The 20,673-nt window shown below is 72.0% G+C and carries 18 protein-coding genes; 8 read left to right on the forward strand and 10 right to left on the reverse strand.

Annotated elements, in window-relative coordinates; all coding sequences use genetic code 11:
• Positions 1 to 123: 123 nt before the first annotated feature.
• Both RBJ77_RS55585 and RBJ77_RS55590 read right to left on the reverse strand, forming a co-directional pair.
• A complete protein-coding gene (locus RBJ77_RS55585; protein ID WP_372351972.1) occupies positions 124 to 1,653 on the reverse strand; it encodes an MFS transporter in 1,530 nt (509 codons plus the stop codon).
• Entirely contained in the window at positions 1,650 to 2,201 is a 552-nt protein-coding gene (locus RBJ77_RS55590; protein WP_372351973.1) for a TetR/AcrR family transcriptional regulator, read from the reverse strand. Before RBJ77_RS55590 ends, RBJ77_RS55585 begins: the two co-directional genes overlap by 4 nt.
• 136 nt (positions 2,202 to 2,337) lie before the next feature.
• Between RBJ77_RS55590 and RBJ77_RS55595 the strand changes: the two genes are divergently transcribed.
• Complete coding sequence (locus tag RBJ77_RS55595; RefSeq protein ID WP_255974509.1) at positions 2,338 to 2,607, forward strand: hypothetical protein; 270 nt, start codon at positions 2,338 to 2,340, stop codon at positions 2,605 to 2,607.
• Between the two features lie 76 nt (positions 2,608 to 2,683).
• On the opposite strand, the gene argH is transcribed toward RBJ77_RS55595, so the two are convergent.
• The gene (gene argH, locus RBJ77_RS55600) at positions 2,684 to 4,111 is read right to left on the reverse strand and encodes an argininosuccinate lyase (RefSeq protein ID WP_372351974.1); all 1,428 of its coding nucleotides are present in this window, start codon (positions 4,109 to 4,111) and stop codon (positions 2,684 to 2,686) included.
• A gap of 145 nt (positions 4,112 to 4,256) precedes the next feature.
• Here argH and RBJ77_RS55605 point away from each other — a divergent pair, with 145 nt between their 5' ends.
• From RBJ77_RS55605 to RBJ77_RS55615, 3 genes are all read left to right on the forward strand, one after another.
• Entirely contained in the window at positions 4,257 to 4,844 is a 588-nt protein-coding gene (locus RBJ77_RS55605; protein WP_372351975.1) for a pyridoxamine 5'-phosphate oxidase family protein, read from the forward strand.
• A gap of 3 nt (positions 4,845 to 4,847) precedes the next feature.
• A complete protein-coding gene (locus tag RBJ77_RS55610) occupies positions 4,848 to 5,561 on the forward strand; it encodes a L,D-transpeptidase (protein WP_372351976.1) in 714 nt (237 codons plus the stop codon).
• A 68-nt stretch (positions 5,562 to 5,629) separates the two neighbouring features.
• A complete protein-coding gene (locus tag RBJ77_RS55615; RefSeq protein ID WP_372351977.1) occupies positions 5,630 to 6,622 on the forward strand; it encodes a bile acid:sodium symporter family protein in 993 nt (330 codons plus the stop codon).
• A gap of 19 nt (positions 6,623 to 6,641) precedes the next feature.
• On the opposite strand, the gene RBJ77_RS55620 is transcribed toward RBJ77_RS55615, so the two are convergent.
• The 6 genes from RBJ77_RS55620 to RBJ77_RS55645 all read right to left on the reverse strand — a co-directional run bounded on the left by RBJ77_RS55620 (position 6,642) and on the right by RBJ77_RS55645 (position 12,060).
• Entirely contained in the window at positions 6,642 to 7,205 is a 564-nt protein-coding gene (locus tag RBJ77_RS55620) for an arginine repressor (RefSeq protein WP_255974525.1), read from the reverse strand.
• A gap of 17 nt (positions 7,206 to 7,222) precedes the next feature.
• Positions 7,223 to 8,431, reverse strand: a complete 1,209-nt coding sequence (locus tag RBJ77_RS55625; protein ID WP_372351978.1) for an acetylornithine transaminase — start codon at positions 8,429 to 8,431, stop codon at positions 7,223 to 7,225.
• Positions 8,431 to 9,360, reverse strand: coding sequence for an acetylglutamate kinase (argB, locus tag RBJ77_RS55630; RefSeq protein WP_372351979.1), 930 nt, complete (start codon positions 9,358 to 9,360; stop codon positions 8,431 to 8,433). Before argB ends, RBJ77_RS55625 begins: the two co-directional genes overlap by 1 nt.
• Positions 9,357 to 10,508 carry a bifunctional glutamate N-acetyltransferase/amino-acid acetyltransferase ArgJ gene (argJ, locus tag RBJ77_RS55635; protein ID WP_372351980.1) on the reverse strand — a complete coding sequence of 384 codons (1,152 nt, stop codon included), beginning with the start codon at positions 10,506 to 10,508 and terminating at the stop codon, positions 9,357 to 9,359. Before argJ ends, argB begins: the two co-directional genes overlap by 4 nt.
• Complete coding sequence (argC, locus tag RBJ77_RS55640; protein ID WP_372351981.1) at positions 10,505 to 11,533, reverse strand: N-acetyl-gamma-glutamyl-phosphate reductase; 1,029 nt, start codon at positions 11,531 to 11,533, stop codon at positions 10,505 to 10,507. The genes argJ and argC overlap by 4 nt, the downstream gene beginning before the upstream one ends.
• Positions 11,534 to 11,670: 137 nt before the next feature.
• Positions 11,671 to 12,060: a MerR family transcriptional regulator gene (locus RBJ77_RS55645; protein WP_372351982.1), complete on the reverse strand. Its 390-nt coding sequence runs from the start codon at positions 12,058 to 12,060 to the stop codon at positions 11,671 to 11,673.
• A 208-nt stretch (positions 12,061 to 12,268) separates the two neighbouring features.
• On the opposite strand from RBJ77_RS55645, the gene RBJ77_RS55650 reads away from it, so the two are divergent.
• The 4 genes from RBJ77_RS55650 (at position 12,269) to RBJ77_RS55665 (ending at position 18,135) form a co-directional block, all read left to right on the forward strand.
• Positions 12,269 to 13,774 carry a SulP family inorganic anion transporter gene (locus tag RBJ77_RS55650; protein ID WP_372351983.1) on the forward strand — a complete coding sequence of 502 codons (1,506 nt, stop codon included), beginning with the start codon at positions 12,269 to 12,271 and terminating at the stop codon, positions 13,772 to 13,774.
• Positions 13,775 to 13,857: 83 nt separating this feature from the next.
• Positions 13,858 to 16,200 carry a protein kinase gene (locus tag RBJ77_RS55655; protein ID WP_372351984.1) on the forward strand — a complete coding sequence of 781 codons (2,343 nt, stop codon included), beginning with the start codon at positions 13,858 to 13,860 and terminating at the stop codon, positions 16,198 to 16,200.
• 98 nt (positions 16,201 to 16,298) lie between these two features.
• Positions 16,299 to 17,291, forward strand: a complete 993-nt coding sequence (locus RBJ77_RS55660) for an aldo/keto reductase (protein ID WP_372351985.1) — start codon at positions 16,299 to 16,301, stop codon at positions 17,289 to 17,291.
• Between the two features lie 4 nt (positions 17,292 to 17,295).
• Positions 17,296 to 18,135, forward strand: a complete 840-nt coding sequence (locus RBJ77_RS55665; protein ID WP_372351986.1) for a hypothetical protein — start codon at positions 17,296 to 17,298, stop codon at positions 18,133 to 18,135.
• Here RBJ77_RS55665 and RBJ77_RS55670 read toward each other — a convergent pair.
• Positions 18,122 to 20,605 carry an alpha-L-arabinofuranosidase C-terminal domain-containing protein gene (locus RBJ77_RS55670; RefSeq protein WP_372351987.1) on the reverse strand — a complete coding sequence of 828 codons (2,484 nt, stop codon included), beginning with the start codon at positions 20,603 to 20,605 and terminating at the stop codon, positions 18,122 to 18,124. The genes RBJ77_RS55665 and RBJ77_RS55670 overlap by 14 nt on opposite strands.
• Positions 20,606 to 20,673: the final 68 nt, after the last annotated feature.

The raw sequence follows: 20,673 nt of genomic DNA on the forward strand, positions 1-20,673 counted from the left end.
GATTCCGGTGGGCCGGGCCTTTCGCCGTTCCGGGGCGCAGCCCCGCGGTTCTGACCCGCCGCACCGGGGGCCGCCTTGCCCACCCTGCCGCCCCAGGCGGCAGATTGCCCAAGGCGGGGGTGGTCAGGATTCCAGGGATTGGCCTCGGAGCATGAACCAGGCCGCCACCGCCGTCGTCAGGAGGACCGCCGCGCCGACGCCCGCGGCGACCTGGAGGCCGTCCACGAAGGCCGTCTGGGCCGAGGTCAGCAGTTCCTGGGCCTGTGCGGCCGGGAGGCCCGACGCCGATTCGACCGCGCCGCCCAGCGATTCGTGGGCCGCCGCCGCGACGTCCGCCGGGGTGCCCGGCGGAGCCGTGAAGCCCGCGTAGACGCCCGTGACGATCGAGCCGAGCAGGGCGATGCCGAGGGCCGCGCCGAGTTCGTACGCCGTCTCGGAGACCGCCGACGCCGCGCCCGCCTGCTCCTTGGGCACGCTGGACAGGATCACGTCCGCCGTGACCGTGAACGAGAAGCCCGCGCCCACGCCGACGACCAGCAGCACCGCGCCAAGCAGCGGGTAGCCGGTCGACTGGCTCAGCGTCGTGAGGGCCGCCAGGGCCAGGCCGACGGCCGCGAGGCCGCCCGCCACCACGGCGCGCACCGAGAAGCGGCGCGCCACGACACCGGCGACCAGACCGGCCGCCACCGCCCCCACGGCGGCGGGCAGTTCGGCGAGGCCCGCCTCGAACGGCTGCCGCCCCTGGACCAGTTGGAGGAACTGGGACAGGAAGAAGATCAGGCCCGCGAGTCCGAGGATCGTCAGGAGGTCGGCCAGGACGGCGCCGGAGAAGCCGCGGTTGCGGAACAGGCGCATGTCCAGCAGGGGCGACTTGAGCGTGAGTTGGCGCCGGACGAAGGTGACGAGGGCCGCCACACCGAGGACCGCGGACACCGCCACGTCCCAGCGGAAGCCGTGCGCCGCCGCTTCCTTGATGGCGTAGACGACGCCGATCATGCCGACCAGGGAGAGCACGACGCTCGCGAGGTCCCAGGGACCGGGCACCGGGTTCTTCGACTCGGGGATGAGCTTGATGCCGACGACGACCAGGATCGCCATCACGGGCAGGTTGATCAGGAAGACCGAGCCCCACCAGAAGTGTTCGAGCAGGAAGCCGCCGACGACCGGCCCGACCGCCGCACCGGCGGACGCCATGGCGCCCCAGATGCCGACGGCGAGCGAGCGCTCGCGCGGGTCGTGGAAGATGTTGCGGATCAGCGCCAGGGTGGACGGCATCAGCGTCGCACCGGCGACACCCAGCAGGGCGCGCGCCAGGATCATCAACTCCGGTGTGGTGGCGTAGGAGTTGAGCACCGAGACCGCGCCGAAGGCGACGGCACCGATGAGCAGCAGCTTCTTGCGGCCGATGCGGTCGCCGAGGCTGCCCATGGAGACGAGCAGACCGGCGATGACGAACGAGTAGACGTCGCCGATCCACAGCAGCTGGGTGCCGGAGGGCTTGAGGTCCTCGCTGATGTACGGGGTCGCGAGGCCGAGGACCGTCGCGTCCACGGCGACGAGCAGCACGGCCAGCACGAGGACGGAGAGGGCGAGCCACCGGCCGGGGCGCGCCACCACCTCCGCCGCGGGGGTGCGCTGTTGTGTGCCGGTCATGGTTCCACGCTCCGTCGTGCGCCGCCGAGCAGCAGCTCGGCGATCATGTATTGGAAGTCCTTCGCCGCCACGCGGCCGTCCATCACGGCCCAGGCGCCGCCGCCGACGAGGCCGTACAGCGCCTCGGTCAGCCAGGCGGGTGTCAGGTCGATGCGGAACTCCCCCGCCTCCTGGCCGCGCCGGAACAGCGCGGCGATGAGGGCGTCCAGATGGGCCCAGCCCGCGTGCTGCTCGTCGCCCTCGAACAGCTGGTTCTCCGTGACGAGGAAGGCGAGCAGGGGTGCGCAGGACTCGATCTCGCCGATGAGCCGGCGCAGCGCGTCCTCGGCCCGGCCCTCGTCGAGACGGGCCCGGTCGAGCGCCGCCTCGCACTCCTGGATGCCCAGCTCCTCCAGGGCGCGGACGAGGGCGTCGCGGCCCGCGAAGTGCCGGTGCAGGGTGGCGCGGCTGATGCCCGCGGAGCGGGCGACCTCGTCCATCGTGGCCGTGGACTTGCGGGTGAGCAGGGCCGCGGCACTGCGCAGGACCTGTTCGCGATCGACTGACATGAGACAAGAGTAGACCAGATGAGACATTGATGTCTCATCCTTTTCTCGCGGCTTTCTGTCTCGCCACTCCGGTGGCCCGTCCGGTCACCCGGTGTTACGACTGTCGGGACGGTGAGGTCTCTCGGGAGGTACCGGCATGGGGTGCTGCATCTTCGCCGCGATGGCGGCCATCGGACCGCGCGTCGCCCTGGTGATCACCTGGCTGTTCACGAACCTGGTGGACCGGGCCTTCAGCGGCGTCCTGCTGCCGCTCGCCGGGCTGATCCTGCTGCCGTGGACGACGCTCGGGTACGTGTTCGCGTACGCGCCGGTCACCGGGGTGCGCGGCATCGGCTGGGTCGTGGTGCTGTTCGGCCTGCTGCTCGACCTGTCGAGCTACGGGAGCGGGGCGCGGGCCCGCCGCTGATCCCCGCCCCCGCACGACAACAGGGCCCGGCCCGTCCACGGATGGACGAACCGGGCCCTGCGTACGGCCGCGGGGGCTACTTCTTGGCGTCGGCCCAGGCGCGCTGCACCGTGAGGTCCTGCTTGACCTCGGCGAGCTGGACGGCGACCGCGCTCGGCGCGGTGCCGCCGCGGCCGGAGCGGGAGGCGAGGGCACCCGGCACGTTCAGGACCGTGCGGACCTCGGGGGTGAGGTGCTCGGAGATCTTGCCGAACTGCTCGTCGGTGAGCTCGTCCAGCTCCTTGCCCTCGGCCTCGGCGACCTTCACGCACTCGCCGGCGACCTCGTGGGCGACACGGAACGGGACGCCCTGCTTCACCAGCCACTCGGCGATGTCGGTGGCGAGCGAGAAGCCGGCCGGGGCGAGCTCCTCCATCCGCTCCCGGTTGACCGTGAGCGTGGCCATCATGCCGGTGAACGCGGGGAGCAGGACCTCCAGCTGGTCGCAGGAGTCGAAGACCGGCTCCTTGTCCTCCTGGAGGTCGCGGTTGTACGCGAGCGGCAGCGCCTTGAGCGTGGCCATCAGGCCCGTCAGATTGCCGATGAGGCGGCCGGACTTGCCGCGCGCCAGCTCGGCGATGTCCGGGTTCTTCTTCTGCGGCATGATCGACGAGCCGGTGGAGAAGGCGTCGTGGAGGGTGACGAAGGAGAACTCCTTCGTGTTCCAGATGATGATCTCCTCCGCGATGCGGGAGAGGTTCACACCGATCATCGCCGTGATGAAGGCGAACTCGGCGACGAAGTCACGGGAGGCCGTGCCGTCGATGGAGTTGGCGACGGAGCCGTGCTCGAAGCCGAGGTCCTGCGCGACGGCCTCCGGGTCGAGGCCGAGGCTGCTGCCGGCCAGCGCGCCGGACCCGTACGGCGAGACGGCCGTCCGCTCGTCCCACTGCCGCAGCCGCTCGGCGTCCCGGGACAGCGGCTGGACGTGCGCCAGCATCTGGTGGGCGAAGAGCACCGGCTGGGCGTGCTGGAGGTGCGTCCGGCCCGGCATGGCGACGTCCGCGTGCGCCTCGGCGAGACCGACGAGGGCCTCCTGGAGGTCGGCGATCAGACCGCCGATGACACGGGCGTGGTCCCGCAGGTACATCCGGAAGAGCGTCGCCACCTGGTCGTTGCGGGAACGTCCCGCGCGCAGCTTGCCGCCGAGGTCCGGACCGAGGCGCTCCAGCAGGCCGCGCTCAAGGGCGGTGTGCACGTCCTCGTCGGCGATGGTGCCCACGAAGGAGCCGTCCGCGACGTCGGACTCCAGCTGGTCGAGCCCGGCGATCATGCGGGTCAGCTCGTCCTCGGTGAGCAGCCCCGCCTTGTGGAGCACGCGCGCGTGGGCGCGGGAGCCCGCGATGTCGTACGGGGCGAGGCGCCAGTCGAAGTGGACGGAGGCGGAGAGTTTCGCCAGGGCCTCGGCGGGACCGTCGGCGAACCGGCCACCCCAGAGGCGGACATCGCCGGTGTTGCTGCTCACGTGCTCTGCTCCTCAAGCCGGTGGGTGTCATGCATGAGTATGCAGAACTCTGCATGATTCGTCAATCGACGCGGACGTGCGGCCCGCCGGGACGTCCGTACGATCCACACGATTCGCCCGCCCCGGCGACGCCCATAATTCCCGCATGGGAAAGAGCTACGAACGCATAGACGGCCGGCTGCGCAGTTTCATCGAGGAGCAGCCGGTCTTCTTCACGGCGACCGCGCCGCTGTCCGGCGACGGCACGGTCAACCTGTCCCCCAAGGGCCTCAAGGGCTCCTTCGCCGTCGTCGACGAACACACCGTCGCCTACCTCGACTTCGCCGGGTCGAACGCGGAGACCATCGCCCACCTCCGCGAGAACGGCCGGATCACGCTCATGTGGTGCGCGTTCCAGGGGCCGCCGAACATCGTCCGGGTGCACGGCCGCGGCGAGCCGGTCTTCCGTGACGACCCGCGGTTCACGGAGCTGCTCGGGCACTTCGAGGACGTCGACGTGACCCGCAGCGGCCTGCGCGCGATCATCGTCGTGCACGCCGAACACGTCCGGGACACCTGCGGATTCGCCGTGCCCTACATGACGTACGACGAGGAGCGCACGCTCCACGGTGACTACTTCGCCCGCAAGGACGACGAGGCGCTCGACGCGTACTTCCAGAAGAAGGAGTACATCGGGCGGAGCATGGACGGACTTCCGGGGCTGCCCCTGCCGTTGCCACCCGCTACGTTCTGAAGCATGCGCCCTTTGCGAGCAGGTATCGCCGCTTTCGTCGTGTCCGTCGTCGCGCTCGGTGCCGCCCCGCCGGGCGGCGCCGCGTCCGCTCCGCTGCCCGCCCGGATGGCGGACACCGGCGGCGGCAGCCAGCTCGTCACCGCCGAGGCGCCCCGCGCGTCCGCCACCACCGGCACCGTCACCTGGTGGGACCGCCGGGCGAACGGCCGCTGGGTGAAGGCGGGTTCGGCGCCCGCGCGGTTCGGCGCGAAGGGGCTCGTCGAGGGCTCGCGCCGCGCGCAGGGCACGAACACCACGCCGGCCGGCCTGTACGACCTGCCGTTCGCGTTCGGCACCGTGGCGGCGCCGGGCGGCACGACGGTGGCGTACCGGCGGGTCCAGCGCTCCTCGTGGTGGTGCCAGGACAACGACTCCCGCTCCTACAACCGCTGGACCCAGCCCCGCCCCGCCGACTGCCGGGCCGCCGAGTCCGAGCACCTCGCCGACTACGGCACGCAGTACGCGCACGCGCTCGTCATCGGCTTCAACTACCACCGCCCGGTGCGCGGCCGCGGCGCGGGCATCTTCCTGCACGTCAACGGGCGCGCGGCGACGGCCGGTTGCGTCTCGGTGCCGAAGGCGGACATGCGGCGGATCCTGGCCTGGGCGAAGCCGGGGCGGGCGCCCCACATGGCGATCGGGACGACCGGCGGGGCGACGGCGATCACCCGGTACTGATACGCGTGTAGCGACCACATATCGAGACGCGGTTGCGTGCCCCCGGCACGGAGACGTTGCATCGCCCGGTGCACAGCGAAACCGAACACACGACCCCACCCGCCACCGACACGACCGGAACCGCGACCGCCGACCGGGCGGCCCGGCTCGCGGTCACCGTCTTTCCCGTCCTCGTGCTCCTCGCGGGCGCCTGGGGCCTCGCCGCCCCCGGCACCTTCGCCGGCTGGGGGACGAACGTGCCGTATCTGCTCGGCACGGTGATGTTCTGCATGGGTCTCACCATGTCGCTCGACGACTTCCGGGGCGTCGCCCGGCGCCCCTGGGCCGTGGGGCTCGGCCTCGTGGCGCACTATGTGATCATGCCGGGGCTCGGCTGGCTGATCGCCCACGCGCTGGGCCTGTCACCGCAGTTGGCGGCCGGTGTGATCCTCGTCGGCTGCGCGCCCAGCGGCACGGCGTCGAACGTCGTCACGTATCTCGCGCGCGGTGACGTGGCCCTGTCGGTGTCCGTCGCGACGGTCTCCACCGTGCTCGCGCCGCTGATCACCCCGCCGTTGACACTGCTGCTCGCGGGCGAGTACCTGCCGGTGGACGCCGGGTCGATGATGACGGACATCCTGAAGACCGTGCTGCTGCCGGTCGTCGCGGGCGTCGTGGTGCGGCTGCTGCTCGGCCGGTTCGTGGACCGGGTGCTGCCGGTGCTGCCGTGGCTGTCGGCGCTCACCGTCGCCGTGATCGTGGCCGTGGTGGTGGCGGGCAGCGCCGACGCGATCAAGTCGGCGGCCGCGCTGGTGCTGCTGGCCGTGGTGCTGCACAACGGGCTCGGCCTGGCCCTCGGGTACGGCGCGGGGAAGGTGGCGCGGCTCGGGAAGCCGGCGTCGCGGGCGATGGCCTTCGAGGTCGGCATGCAGAACTCGGGCCTCGCGGCGTCCCTGGCCACGGCCCACTTCAGCCCGCTGGCGGCCCTGCCCGCGGCCGTCTTCTCGGTCTGGCACAACGTGTCGGGCGCGCTGGTCGCGGCGTGGATGTCCTACCGGGCGCGGGCCGCGGCCGAGGAGTGAAGCCCCGGCCGCGTCCGCGTCAGTGCTCGTTCTGCGCCAGGCGCAGCATGTGGTCCGCCAGCGCCTGACCGCCCGCCGGGTCCCGGCTGATCAGCATCAGCGTGTCGTCACCGGCGATCGTGCCGAGGATGACGTGCAGTTCGGCCTGGTCGATCGCCGAGGCGAGGAACTGGGCCGCGCCCGGCGGCGTGCGGAGCACCACCAGGTTCGCCGACGCCTCGGCGGAGATGAGCAGTTCACCGGCGAGGCGGCGCATGCGCTCCTCCTTCGCCGACTCGCCGAGCGGGGCCTGCGGGGTGCGGAAGCCGCCCTCGCTGGGCACGGCGTAGATCAGCTCGCCGCCGGTGTTGCGGATCTTGACCGCGCCGAGCTCGTCCAGGTCACGGGAGAGCGTGGCCTGGGTGACGCTCAGCCCGTCGTCGGACAGCAGTTTCGCCAGCTGGCTCTGCGAGCGCACCGGCTGCCGGTTGAGGATGTCCACGATCCGGCGGTGACGCGCGGTGCGTGTCTGCGGTACGGCGGGGCCGTGAGCCAGCGCCGCGTTCGACGCGGCCTGCAGGTCTCTCTCCGCTTTGCTGCTCATCGTCGTCGTCCCATTCCTCAGGATCGTCCTTCCCCGTCGGCCGCTGCCGCGTCCAGGACCGCGGGCAGCGCCGTGAGGAACGCGTCCGCCTCGGCGTCGGTCAGGTTCAGCGGGGGCATCAGCCGGACGACGTCGGGTGCGGGCGCGTTCACCAGGAAGCCCGCGTCCTGGGCCGCCTGCTGCACCGCGGGTGCGCGCGGCCCCGTGAGCACGATACCCAGCAGGAGCCCGGCGCCCCTGACGTGGCTGATCAGCGGGTGGCCAAGGGATTCGATTCCGGCCGTCAGCCGCTCGCCGACGCCCTTGGTGTTCTCCAGGAGGCCCTCGCCCGCGATCGTGTCGAGGACGGCCAGGCCGGCGGCGCAGGCGACGGGGTTGCCGCCGAACGTCGTGCCGTGCTGTCCGGGCTTGAGGAGGTGCGCCGCCTCGCCGAACGCGATGGTCGCGCCGAGCGGCAGTCCGCCGCCGAGGCCCTTGGCGAGCGTCACGACGTCCGGCTCGATGCCCTCGTCCGCCTGGTACGCGAACCAGTGCCCGGTCCGGCCGACGCCGGTCTGCACCTCGTCGAGGACGAGCAGCGTGCCGGTGGCGCGGGTGATCTCGCGGGCGGCCTTGAGGTAGCCCGCGGGCGGCACGACCACGCCGTTCTCGCCCTGGATGGGCTCGATGATGACGAAGGCCGTCTCCTCGGTGACGGCCGCCCTGAGCGCGTCCACGTCTCCGTACGGGACGTGCGTGACGTCGCCCGGGAGCGGGGTGAAACCATCCTGCTTGCCGGGCTGGCCGGTCAGCGCGAGGGCGCCCATGGTCCGGCCGTGGAAGCCGCCGGTGGTGGCGACCATGTGGCGCCGGCCGGTGAGCCGGCCGAGCTTGAACGCGCCCTCGTTGGCCTCGGCGCCCGAGTTGCAGAAGTAGACCGCGCCGTCCCGGCCGAAGAGCTGCAGGAGCCGCTCGGCGAGGGCGACGGGCGGCTCGGCGATGAAGAGGTTCGAGACGTGGCCGAGGGAGCCGATCTGGGTGGCGACGGCCTCGACGACCGCGGGGTGGGCGTGGCCCAGCGCGTTGACCGCGATGCCGCCGACGAAGTCCAGGTACTCCTTGTCGTCGGCGTCCCACAGCCGGGCGCCCGCGCCCTTCACGAGGGGCAGCCGGGGCGTGCCGTAGTTGTTCATCAGCGCGCCCTGCCAGCGCGTCGTCAACTCCGCGTTCTTTGCGGTGCCGCCCATCAGTGCGTCTCCCCCTCCGCGTCGGCCACGACCATCGTGCCGATGCCTTCGTCCGTGAAGATCTCCAGCAGGATCGAGTGCTGGACCCGGCCGTCGATGACGCGGGCCGTGTGCACGCCGTTGCGCACGGCGTGCAGGCAGCCCTCCATCTTCGGGACCATGCCGCTCGCCAGGTCCGGGAGCAGCTTTTCGAGCTCGGTGGCGGTGAGCCGGCTGATGACCTCGTCGGAGTGGGGCCAGTCCTCGTAGAGGCCCTCGACGTCGGTCAGCACCATCAGGGTCTCGGCGTCCAGCGCAGCAGCGAGTGCCGCAGCCGCCGTATCAGCATTGACGTTGTAGACATGGTGGTCGTCCTGGGAGCGGGCGATCGAGGAGACGACCGGGATGCGGCCGTCGGCGAGCAGGGCCTCGATGGCGCCGGTGTCGATCTCGGTGATCTCGCCGACGCGGCCGATGTCGACCAGCTCGCCCTCGATGCGGGGCCGGTGCTTGGTGGCGGTGATGGTGTGGGCGTCCTCGCCGGTGAGGCCGACGGCGAGCGGGCCGTGCTGGTTGAGCAGGCCGACGAGCTCGCGCTGGACCTGTCCGGCGAGCACCATCCGGACGACGTCCATGGCGTCCTCGGTGGTGACGCGCAGGCCCGCCTTGAACTCGCTGACGATGCCGTGCCGGTCGAGGGCCTTGCTGATCTGCGGGCCGCCGCCGTGCACCACGACCGGCTTGAGACCGGCGTGGTGCAGGAAGACGACGTCCTGCGCGAACGCGGCCTTCAACTCCTCGTCGATCATGGCGTTTCCGCCGAACTTGATGACGACGGTCTTGCCGTGGTGCCGGGTCAGCCAGGGCAGCGCCTCGATGAGGGTCTGCGCCTTGGGCAGCGCGGTGTGCTTCCGCGCGCCGGGCTGCACTGTCTTGTCGGGTTCGCTCATGACGAGTACGCGCTGTTCTCGTGGACGTAGTCCGCGGTCAGGTCGTTGGTCCAGATCGTCGCGGTCTCGGTGCCCGCGGCGAGGTCGGCGGTGACGACGACCTCCCGGTAGCGCATGTCGACCTTGTCGCGGTCCTCGCCCACTCCGCCGTTCTTGCAGACCCACACGCCGTTGATCGCGACGTTCAGCTCGTCCGGCTCGAAGGCGGCCTTCGTGGTGCCGATCGCGGAGAGGACCCGGCCCCAGTTGGGGTCCTCGCCGTGGATGGCGCACTTGAGGAGGTTGTTCCGCGCGATGGAGCGGCCCACCTCGACGGCGTCCTCCTCGCTCGCGGCGTTGATCACCTCGACCTTGATGTCCTTGCTGGCGCCCTCGGCGTCCCCGATGAGCTGGCGCCCCAGGTCGTCGCAGACCACGCGGACGGCCTCGGCGAACTCCGCGTACTCCGGGGTGACGTCGGCCGCGCCGGAGGCGAGCAGCAGCACCGTGTCGTTCGTCGACATGCAGCCGTCGGAGTCGACCCGGTCGAAGGTGAGGCGGGTGGCGTCGCGCAGCGCCCTGTCGAGCACCTCGCTGTCGAGGCCGGCGTCGGTGGTGAGGACGACCAGCATGGTGGCGAGGCCGGGGGCCAGCATGCCGGCGCCCTTCGCCATGCCGCCGACGGTCCAGCCGTCGCCCTGGAACACCGCGGTCTTGTGCACGGTGTCGGTGGTCTTGATGGCGATGGCGGCCTTCTCGCCGCCGTGCTCGGAGAGCTGTCCCGCGGCGGTCTCGACGCCCGGCAGCAGCTTGTCCATCGGCAGCAGGACGCCGATGAGTCCGGTGGAGGCGACGGCGACCTCCCCCGCGTTCAGATCGAGGACCTCCGCGACCTTCTCGGCCGTGGCGTGCGTGTCCTGGAAGCCCTTGGGGCCCGTGCAGGCGTTGGCCCCACCGGAGTTGAGGACGACGGCGGAGACGAGTCCGCCCTTGAGGACCTGCTCGGACCAGAGGACCGGGGCGGCCTTCACGCGGTTCGAGGTGAAGACGCCCGCGGCCGCCAGGCGGGGCCCGCGGTTGACCACGAGGGCCAGGTCCGGGTTGCCGCTCTCCTTGATTCCGGCGGCGATGCCCGCGGCCTGGAATCCCTTGGCTGCCGTCACACTCACGGCGCGACTCCGATCGTCGAGAGCCCGGTGGTCTCGTCGAGACCGAGGGCGATGTTCATGGACTGGACGGCACCGCCGGCGGTGCCCTTGGTGAGGTTGTCGATGGCGCTGATCACGATGACGCGGCCGGCCGCCTCGTCGTACGCGACCTGGACCTGCACCGCGTTCGACCCGTACACCGCGGCCGTGGCGGGCCACTGGCCCTCGGGCAGCAGGTGCACGAACGGCTCGTCGCCGTACGCCTTCTCGTACGCGGCGCGCACGGACTCGGCGGTGACGCCGTCCTTGGCCTTGGCGCTGCAGGTGGCGAGGATGCCGCGCGGCATCGGTGCGAGGGTCGGCGTGAAGGAGACGGAGACCGGGTGGCCCGCGGCCGCGCCGAGGTTCTGGATCATCTCGGGGGTGTGCCGGTGACCGCCGCCCACGCCGTACGGCGACATGCTGCCCATGACCTCGCTGCCGAGCAGGTGCGGCTTGGCCGCCTTGCCCGCGCCCGAGGTACCGGAGGCGGCGACGATCACGGCCTCGTCCTCGACGAGCCCCGCCCCGTACGCCGGGACGAGCGCGAGCGAGACCGCCGTCGGGTAGCAACCGGGCACCGCGATGCGCTTGGACCCCTCCAGCGCGGCGCGGCCGCCCGGCAGTTCGGGAAGGCCGTACGGCCAGGTGCCCGCGTGCGGGCTGCCGTAGAACTTCTCCCAGTCGGCGGCGTCCTTCAGCCGGAAGTCGGCGCCCATGTCGACGACGAGGACGTCGGGACCGAGCTGCTCGGCGACGGCCGCGGACTGCCCGTGCGGCAGCGCCAGGAACACGACGTCGTGGCCGGCGAGGGCCTCGGCGGTGGTCTCCTGGAGGACGCGGTCGGCGAGCGGGAACAGGTGGGGCTGGAGCGCGCCCAGGCGCTGCCCCGCGTTCGAGTTGCCCGTCAGGGCGCCGATCTCCACCTCGGGGTGGGCGAGCAGCAGTCGCAGCACTTCTCCGCCCGCGTATCCACTCGCACCGGCCACCGCCGCACGTACCACCATGGAACCCTCCTCCTCGATGGCATGACTATACGTCTCGCTGCACGTTTATGCAATCGAGTGATCGAGGTGCTGACGTCCGGGAGCCCGTGGACCCGGCCGGCTCGTCGGGATTTCTCGTCAGGAGTTCTCGTCGGGAGTTACGGGAGGCGGCGCCGCAGCGTGGCGGCGAATTCCTCGGCGCGGGCCAGCTGGGTGCGCAGATCGGCCACCCGGCGCTGCGCCGCCTGCTCGAAGTCCCGTACGCGGCCGAGGAGCCGCTCGCGCTCGTCGTCGGGCAGCCGGTCCCCGGAGTCGAGGCGGTCGGTGGCCGCGAGCAGGTCGCGCATCTCGTCGAGGCTGAAGCCGAGCGGCTTCATGCGGCGGACGACCATGAGGCGGGCGACGTCGGCCTCCGTGTAGAGGCGGAAGCCGCCCTGGGAGCGGGCCGACGGAATGACGAGGCCGGAGTCCTCGTAGTGCCGGATGGTGCGCAGGGACAGCTCCGTCCGCACGGCGACCTCGCCGATCTGCATGTGCCCGCCGCTCACGCGCCCGCCTTCCACGCCGTTCCGCCCGCCCCGGCCGGAACGGCCGCGATCTCTACCCTAACGTTAGGGTAGAGTCTGCGCCGCGCCAGGGCCGACACGGTCCTTCTGCGACCTCCCGCACGCATGCCACGCCCCTCGCCCCCTCGCGCCCCTCACACCCCTATCCGGTGGCCGGGCCCGCCTCCGATCACGACAGGTACCGCTTCTCTTGTCTGCCCCCGCGCTCTCCCCCACCGCGCTGCTGCGCGGCCTCCGGCCCGACTGGATCTCCGACCCGAAGGTGTGGCGCACGGAGGTCCTCGCCGGACTCGTCGTCGCGCTCGCCCTGATCCCCGAGGCGATCTCGTTCTCGGTCATCGCGGGGGTCGATCCGGCGATCGGCCTGTTCGCGTCCTTCACCATGGCCGTGACGATCTCGGTCGTCGGCGGGCGGCGCGCGATGATCTCCGCGGCGACCGGTGCCGTCGCCCTCGTCATCGCCCCGCTCAACCGGGAGCACGGCTTCGGGTACCTGGTCGCCTGCGTGATCCTGGCGGGCGTCTTCCAGATCGTCCTCGGCGCGCTCGGGGTGGCCCGGCTGATGCGGTTCGTGCCGCGCAGCGTGATGGTCGGCTTCGTCAACTCCCTCGCCGTGCTGATCTTCATGGCGCAGCTGCCGGAGATGACCGACGTGCCGTGGCCCGTCTATCCGCTCATCGCGGCCGGGCTCGCCCTCATGGTGTTCTTCCCCAAGGTCACCAAGGTGGTCCCGGCGCCGCTGGTCTCCATCGTCGTCCTGACCGTCGTCACGGTCGGCGCGGCGATCGCGGTGCCGACGGTCGGCGACAAGGGCGAGCTGCCGTCGGCGCTGCCGGTGCCCGGGCTGCCCGACGTGCCGTTCACCCTCGACACGCTCACCACGGTCGCCCCGTACGCGCTCGCCATGGCCCTGGTCGGCCTGATGGAGTCGCTGATGACGGCGAAGCTGGTGGACGACATCACCGACACCAGGTCCGACAAGACCCGCGAGTCCGTCGGACAGGGCATCGCCAACATCGTGACCGGCTTCTTCGGCGGCATGGGCGGCTGCGCCATGATCGGCCAGACCATGATCAACGTACGGGTGTCGGGTGCCAGGACCCGGCTGTCGACGTTCCTCGCGGGCGCCTTCCTGATGGTGCTGTGCATCGTCTTCGGGCCGGTCGTCTCCGACATCCCGATGGCCGCGCTGGTCGCCGTGATGGTGATGGTGTCGTTCGCGACGTTCGACTGGCACTCGATCGCCCCGCGGACGCTCCGGCGGATGCCGGCCGGGGAGATCGCGGTCATGCTGCTCACCGTGGCCGTCGTGGTCGCCACCCACAACCTCGCCATCGGTGTCGTCGTCGGCACCGTCACCGCGATGGTGGTCTTCGCCCGGCGGGTCGCCCACCTCGCCGAGGTCACCGCGGTCGTCGATCCGGACGGCGGTCAGGTCGTCTACCGGGTGTCCGGCGAGCTGTTCTTCGCCTCGTCGAACGACCTGGTGACGCGGTTCGCGTACGCCACGGACCCCGCGAAGGTCGTCATCGACCTGTCCGGCACGCACGTCTGGGACGCGTCGTCCGTCGCCGCCCTCGACGCGATCGAGGCGAAGTACGCGCAGCGCGGCAAGCAGGTCGAGATCATCGGTCTGAACGAACCCAGCGCGCACCTGCACCGCCGCCTCAGCGGCGAACTCGCCGTCGGCGACTGACGGTTCGCCCCTCCGGCCCCGGGTGTTGTCCGCCCCGCCCACTACGCTCGACGGCACTGCACGGTCTGCGGAGGGGGAACGGGGTGCGTGGGCGTCGGCTCAACGGGCGGTACGAGCTGGTCGAGGTCATCGGGTCCGGCGGGATGGGCGAGGTGTGGCGGGCCCGCGACCACGAGCTGGGGCGGGACGTCGCCGTCAAGGTGCTGCGCGCCGGGCCGTCGGACAGCGGGGCGGGCGAGGACGGCGAGGCGCTGGCGCGGTTCCGCCGGGAGGCGCGGGTCGCCGCCGCCATCGACAGCCCGCACGTGGTCGCGGTGCACGACCACGGCACCGACGGGGCGCGTCCGTACCTCGTCATGGCGCTGGTGGAGGGGCGGACGCTCCAGGAGATCCTCCGGGACGACGTGCGGGTGCCCGTGGCGGACGCGCTGCGGTGGACCGCCGACGTGTGCCGGGGGCTCGCCGTCGCGCACGCGGCGGGCGTCGTGCACCGCGACATCAAACCGGCCAACATCATGGTGTCCGGGGAGGGCGACGCCTCGCGGGCCCGCATCGTGGACTTCGGCATCGCGCGCTACGTGGCGTACCGCGCCGCCGACCCGCGGCTGACGCACACCGGTCAGCTGCCGTTCGGTAGCGTGCAGTACATGGCGCCGGAGCGGTTCAGGGACGGCGCGGGGGACGCCAGGACCGATCTGTACGCCGTGGGGTGCGTGCTGTACGAACTGCTCGTCGGGCGGCCGCCGTTCGTGGGGGACGCGGCGGGCGTGATGTTCAACCACCTGCACGACGTGCCGCTGCGGCCGAGCCGGGCGCGCTCCGGAGTGGGGCCCGCCGTGGACCGGCTGGTGCTCGACCTGATGGCGAAGGAGCCGGACGAGCGGCCCGCCGACGCACGGGCCGCCCTGGAGCGGGTGCTGGCCGTGTCGGCCCCGGCGGACGCTCCGTCGACATCTCCGTCGGCACCTCCGTCGGCACGTCCGTCGACGGAGGTGCCGACGAACGTGTCGAAGACGCCGGGACCGCAGGAGCCGTCCGGCCCGGCAGCCCAGGCCGCCTCCGGGCCCGCGCGCGCCGTGCCGGATCCGGCCCCCGAGGACGACCGCCCCCACCGCACCGTCCCGCACGTCGTCGCCAGGACCCCGCCCGCCGCTCCCCCGCCGCCCGTGCGCCGCTCCCGCCGCGGGCTCGTGCTCGGGATCGCCGCGGCGCTGCTGGCCGTCGGTGTCACGGCCGGGGTCGAACTGCGCCAGTCGTCCGGGGGCGAATCGGCGGACGGCGGTGCGGTCGCCGGTCCGCCGCCCGCGCCGCGGCCGACCGGCCCCCCGGACGCGTACACCATCGCGCTCGCGCACCGCAGCGGTGAGCGGGACGGGGAGCTCATGCGGATCCGGGAGCAGGTCGTGCGGGCGGCGCTGGCCGAGGCGGAGCGACGGTCGAAGCACAAGGTGCCGCTGGACGTGGTGGTGGTGAGCGAGGACGACGAGTCGCCCGGCGCCACCGTCGTCGACCGCCACCCGGAGACGCTCGCCCTGCTCGGAGACGTGTCGGACCTGGACGACTACGACACCGGGATGGCCGTGGTCGACGTGTGCAATGCCCGCTGGGCCGCCGGCGACGGCACGTACGGGATGCCCGCCACCGACTTCGAGGCCGGGCGGCAGGCGGGCCGCTATCTGCGCGGGGCGTTCGCCATGGACCGGGTGATGGACGCGGCGGACTACCACTGGGACACCTCGTACAGCGACAAGGACACGTTCGGGCACGGTCTGCGCGCCTCCGGTCTGACGGCGTTCCCGGCGCTCGACCGGCCGGGGAGCGACGTGCCCGTCGACGAGTTCCTGCGGGACTTCACGAAGAAGGAGCCGGATGCCGTCGTCGTCAGCGACCTGCCGGGCCACGACGACGAGGACCGGATCGCCGCGCTGAAGGAGCGCGGCGAGCGACTCGCCGTCCGGAACGCGTACGCGAACGCCTGCGACACCCTTGAGGACCGGCAGATGTACGACCGCCACGACGCGGAACTGCCCGACGGCACGCTGCGGTTCCGCACGTTCAGCGACGAGCGGCAGAAGCCGGACTGCGCGGACTTCCCGCGGCTGTGCTCCGTCTCCGCCGAGATGCGCGACTGGCTGACGGACCGGGGGACGGCCGAACTGTACGACGCGACGCTCGCCGTCGCCGCGGGCGTCGACAGGACACTGGCCGGCGACCGGCCGGGGGTCGGTGAACTGGACACGGTGCGGACGCGGTTGCGTGCCGGTCTGGAGGACGTCGAGGTGGACGGCCTGCTCGGGCACTACTCGTTCAAGGACCACCGCGCGCAGAACCGGCCCGTGTGGGTCGACCGGCGGGTGGACGGCAGGTGGAAGCAGCTGGGGACCGTCGCCGGACTCACCGGCGCGAGCGGCCGGAAGGGCACCTGATGCCGTCCGTCGCCGGCGGCGCCGGTTGACCTGGAGCGCACTCGACGTCATACGGTCGGAATCGTTACCCACCGGCACACCGCAGGAGGCAGACACCCATGACGGACCTTCCGACGCGCCGGCTCGGCGCGCTCACCGTCTCCGCGCAGGGCCTGGGCTGCATGGGGATGAGTCACGCCTACGGCGCCGCCGACGACGAGCAGTCGATCGGCACCCTGCACCGCGCCCTGGACCTGGGCGTCACGCTGCTCGACACCTCCGACTTCTACGGCGTCGGACACAACGAGGAGCTGATCGGCCGCGCCCTCGCCGCCCCCGGCCGACGCGAACAGGCGGTCGTCGCGACGAAGTTCGGCTTCGCCAACAGGCTGGGCGAGCCCACGAGGATCCGGGGCGACGCGGCGTACGTGCGGCAGGCGTGCGAGGCGTCGCTGCGCCGCCTCGGCGTCGACCACATCGATCTGTACTACGTGCACCGCGTCGACCGCGAGGTGCCCGTCGAGGAGACGGTGGGCGCCCTCGCGGACCTGGTGAAGGAGGGCAAGGTCCGGCACATCGGGCTGTCGGAGGCGGGTCCTGAGACGCTGCGCAGGGCGCACGCCGTGCACCCGGTCGCGGCGCTGCAGAGCGAGTACTCGCTGTGGACGCGCGACCTGGAGGCCGACGTGCTGCCGGTCTGCCGGGAGCTGGGCATCGGGCTGGTGCCGTTCTCGCCGCTCGGGCGCGGCTTCCTCACGGGTGCCTACAAGTCGGCGGACAGCTTCGAGGACGGCGACATGCGGCGCGGCCAGCCGCGGTTCACCGACGGGAACCTGGAGCGCAACCTCGGGATCGTGGCCCGGCTGGAGGAGCTGGCGGCCCGGAAGGGCGTCACGGCCGGTCAGTTGGCGCTCGCCTGGGTGCAGCACCAGGGCGACGACGTGGTGCCGATCCCGGGCACGCGCCGCCAGAAGTACCTGGAGGAGAACGTCGCGGCGGCCACCCTGGAGCTCTCCGCCGACGACCTCGCGGCGATCGACGCGGCGGCTCCGGCCGACGAGGTGGCGGGGGCCCGCTACGACGCCAACAGCATCAAGTTCGTCAACGGCTAGGCGGATGCCGGACGTACTGCCGGTCGGGCGGCCGGACGTGCTGTGGCTGGGCGGTCCGCCGGGCGCCGGCAAGTCGACCGTCGCCGAGTTGCTGGCCCGCCGCCACGGGCTGCGCCGGTACCACGCGGACACCCGCACCTGGGCGCACCGGGCCCTGGCCGTCGCGCGGGGCGTCGCGGCCGCCGTGCGGTTCGAGACGCTGTCGCCCGACGAGCGCTGGGCGGCCCCGGTGGACGAGCTGCTGGCCATGGCCCTGCACGACGAGCGGGGGCCGATGGTCGCGGACGACGTACGGGCCCTGCCGCCCGCCCCACTGACCGTGGCGGAGGGCACCGTGATCACGCCGCGGCTGGCCGGGGCGCTGCCGGGGCGGGCCGCACTGTGGCTGCTGCCCACCCCCGAGCTGCTGGGGAAGCGGCTCGGGGAGCGGGAACTGGACGCGGGCCGACTGCGCCTGTACCGGCGTCTCGCCGAGGTGATCGAGGCCGAGGTGCGGGACGCGGGCGCACCGTTCCTGACCGTCGACGGCGACACGGACGTGGTGGCCGCGGTCGCCGACCGCTGGCGGGCGGAGCTCGCCGCGGGCCCGCACGCCGCCGGCCGCGCCGAGCGGTGCCACCTGCTGCGCGAGGCGAACGAGGCCGTCGTCGCGCAGTACGCCGGGTTCTTCGCCCGCCCCTGGGCGCCGGGCCCGCCCGACGGTCTGCGCGCCCCCTTCTCCTGCGAGTGCGGGGACACGCGGTGCACGGCCCGGGTGGAGCACGCGGTCACGGCGCTCGCGGGGACGGCCCTGCTCGCCCCCGGGCACACCGTGACCGCGGCCCCGGGTGTCAGCCCTTCTTGATCCTCAGGAAGGTCACCGAGTTCGCCGGGAACGTGTAGGTGAAGGTGTCCGCGACCCCCTTGAAGGTCGACGTCACCGGCTTCACGGGCATCTCGGTGGCGGTGTTCTCGGCGTCCGGCGCCGCCGTCAGCGTCGTCACGGCGGCGGACTTCGCGGCCTTGACGCCGCCGAGGTCCACCGTCGTCCGGGCCTGCGCGTCCTGCGCGTTGACGACCTTGACGATCAGGTCACCGGTCTTCTTGTCCTCAGTGACGACCTGGCGGAACGGCTCGGCGGGCTTGTCGTCCTTGAACGAGCCCCACTCCTGACCGTCGAGGTACAGGGTCACCTGGCGGCCGCGCACCTTGATGTCGATGTCGTAGGCGCGGCCCGTCTCGATGGATCCGGCCTTGGAGATCAGGGTTCCCTTGCCGCCGTTCACGGCCTGCTCGACGGCGGACGAGGTGTTGTTCCAGCCGCCGAGGTTCCACCAGTAGTAGTTGCCGGTGTCCTTGACTCCGAAGGCGACGAGGAAGCCCTCCTTGCCGGACTTCTTAGTGGCCTTCACGTGCAGGTCGTAGTCGTGCCAGCTCGGGTCGCCCGCGGTGACCATGGTGTTCTCGGCGGCCGCGTCGGACTGCACGTACTGGCCGTCCTGGACGCTCCAGTCGCCGCTGCCCGAGCCGGTCCACTGCGCCGCGTCGCCGCTGAAGTCGTCGGTCAGCAGGCTCGTGCCGTCGGCGCCCGTGACCCGAACGTCGTCGTAGGCGGCGCTGGTCGCCCACGTCGACAGGCCGACGGCGCCGGTGATCGGCCGGAGGGTGGCCGGGGTGGCGGTGGCGGTGGACGGCACGACCCGGTCGCCCACGTTGCGCATGAACAGCTTCTGCACCTCGTAGTCCGCGGAGCCCCAGGACTTCTGGTCGTTGAACCAGATCATGTCGGGCCGCCACTGCACGGTGTCGTCCCGGGCGAACAGCGGTGCGTACGAGGCGAGTTTCACCACGTCCGCGTTGCGTTCGAGGCCCGTCATGTAGGCGGCTTCCGACAGGGCGTTGGACCACTGGTTGCCGAGCGAGGCGTACTCGCCGAGGAAGACCTTGGGGCCGCTGCGGTCGTAGGAGTCGTAGCGGTCGTTGTTCTGGAGGAACCACTGAGGGCTGTTGTAGTAGTGCTCGTCGACCATGTCGACGCCGGCGTCCTTGTTGAGCTTCCAGGCCGTGTCGAAGGTGGCACCGCTGTCGTCAGGGCCTGAGTTGGAGATGACGGTGACGTCCGGGTACTTCGCCGCGATCGCCGCCCGGAACTGCGTGAAGCGCGCGAAGAACTCGTCCGGCAGGTTCTCCTCGTTGCCGACTTCGAGGTGGGTGAGGTGGAACGGCTCGGGGTGCCCCATCCGGGCGCGCAGCTTGCCCCACGTGCTGGTGACGGGGCCGTTGGCGAACTCGATGAGGTCGAGGGTGTCCTGGACGTGGCGCTTCAGCAGGGCGTCGTCGTCGGTGGCCCTGTTCTGGCCGCAGCCGGTGACGAGGGCGGGCACGACGGGCAGCGGCATCGCGCCGATGTCCTCGGAGAACTGGAAGTACTCGTAGTAGCCGAGCCCGTAACTCTGGTTGTAGCCCCAGAAGTTGGCGTTCGTGGCACGCTGCTCGACCGGGCCGACGGTGTCCTTCCACTGGTACGAGCGCTTGCGCTCGTAGCCGGACGCCTCGTCGTAGCCCCGCATGGAGCCGGTGTTGACGAGGCAGCCGCCGGGGAAGCGCACGAATCCGGGCTTGAGCGCGGCGACCTTCTCGGCGAGGTCCTTGCGCAGGCCGTTCGGCCGGCCCTTGTAGGTGTCGCGGGGGAAGAGGGAGACCATGTCGAGCGCGGCGTCCGCGGACGTGCTCACGGCGAGCCGGCCGGTGGTGCTGGCGCGGCTCGCGGTGAAGGTGGCCGTGTACTTGGCCCAGCCGCCCGAGGTGGTGATCCTGCGCGGGGTCGCGAGGGTCCCGTCGGCGTCCTGGAGGGTCACGGTGAGCCGGGTGTCGGCGCGCGCCCACACCGAGAAGTCGTACGTGCTGCCCTTCCGGACGGTGATGCCGGTGCCGTACGCGGCGTTCACGGCGGACGAACCGGCGCTCAGGGAGAGGTAGTTGCGGTTCCTGGCGTTGAGCCGGCCGTCGTCGTCGAGGACCTTCGCCGGGCCGCTGGTCGTCCACGCGGTCAGTGGTGTGTACGCCGCGTTGTCGGCGGTCGAGTACTCGAAGGACCGATTCTGCAGGAGCTCGGCGTAGAGCCCGCCGTCGGCGGCCCGGTTGATGTCCTCGAAGAAGACGCCGTACATGGTGTCGTCGATGGCCGCGCCCGTGCGGCTCGGGTCGACGGTCACGGTGTAGTCGGTCACCTCGTCGTCGGCCACGGCCGAGGGGGTGAGGGCCGTCCCGGCGAGCAGCGCGCCCACCGCCGCTCCGAGCCCGATTCTCCAGCGCCTGCGTCGTCCACGCGTCATGCGCTCGCCATCCTTCACAGTGGTTGCGGAACTGTTCGATATCTCGCACGTCGTCCTAAACTGCGAAC

Origin of the sequence: Streptomyces sp. KL116D (genome assembly GCF_030766975.1) — a bacterium.
Classification (GTDB): domain Bacteria; phylum Actinomycetota; class Actinomycetes; order Streptomycetales; family Streptomycetaceae; genus Streptomyces; species Streptomyces longispororuber_A.

Excerpts from the sequence above, each read along its gene's own strand:
- RBJ77_RS55590 (WP_372351973.1), bottom strand. The coding sequence starts at position 2,201 with ATGTCAGTCGATCGCGAACAGGTCCTGCGCAGTGCCGCGGCCCTGCTC.
- RBJ77_RS55620 (WP_255974525.1), bottom strand. The coding sequence starts at position 7,205 with ATGAGCAGCAAAGCGGAGAGAGACCTGCAGGCCGCGTCGAACGCGGCG.
- RBJ77_RS55585 (WP_372351972.1), bottom strand. The coding sequence starts at position 1,653 with ATGACCGGCACACAACAGCGCACCCCCGCGGCGGAGGTGGTGGCGCGC.
- RBJ77_RS55610 (WP_372351976.1), top strand. The coding sequence starts at position 4,848 with ATGCGCCCTTTGCGAGCAGGTATCGCCGCTTTCGTCGTGTCCGTCGTC.
- RBJ77_RS55595 (WP_255974509.1), top strand. The coding sequence starts at position 2,338 with ATGGGGTGCTGCATCTTCGCCGCGATGGCGGCCATCGGACCGCGCGTC.
- RBJ77_RS55670 (WP_372351987.1), bottom strand. The coding sequence starts at position 20,605 with ATGACGCGTGGACGACGCAGGCGCTGGAGAATCGGGCTCGGAGCGGCG.
- RBJ77_RS55625 (WP_372351978.1), bottom strand. The coding sequence starts at position 8,431 with ATGGGCGGCACCGCAAAGAACGCGGAGTTGACGACGCGCTGGCAGGGC.
- RBJ77_RS55605 (WP_372351975.1), top strand. The coding sequence starts at position 4,257 with ATGGGAAAGAGCTACGAACGCATAGACGGCCGGCTGCGCAGTTTCATC.
- RBJ77_RS55660 (WP_372351985.1), top strand. The coding sequence starts at position 16,299 with ATGACGGACCTTCCGACGCGCCGGCTCGGCGCGCTCACCGTCTCCGCG.
- RBJ77_RS55665 (WP_372351986.1), top strand. The coding sequence starts at position 17,296 with ATGCCGGACGTACTGCCGGTCGGGCGGCCGGACGTGCTGTGGCTGGGC.
- argC (WP_372351981.1), bottom strand. The coding sequence starts at position 11,533 with ATGGTGGTACGTGCGGCGGTGGCCGGTGCGAGTGGATACGCGGGCGGA.
- argB (WP_372351979.1), bottom strand. The coding sequence starts at position 9,360 with ATGAGCGAACCCGACAAGACAGTGCAGCCCGGCGCGCGGAAGCACACC.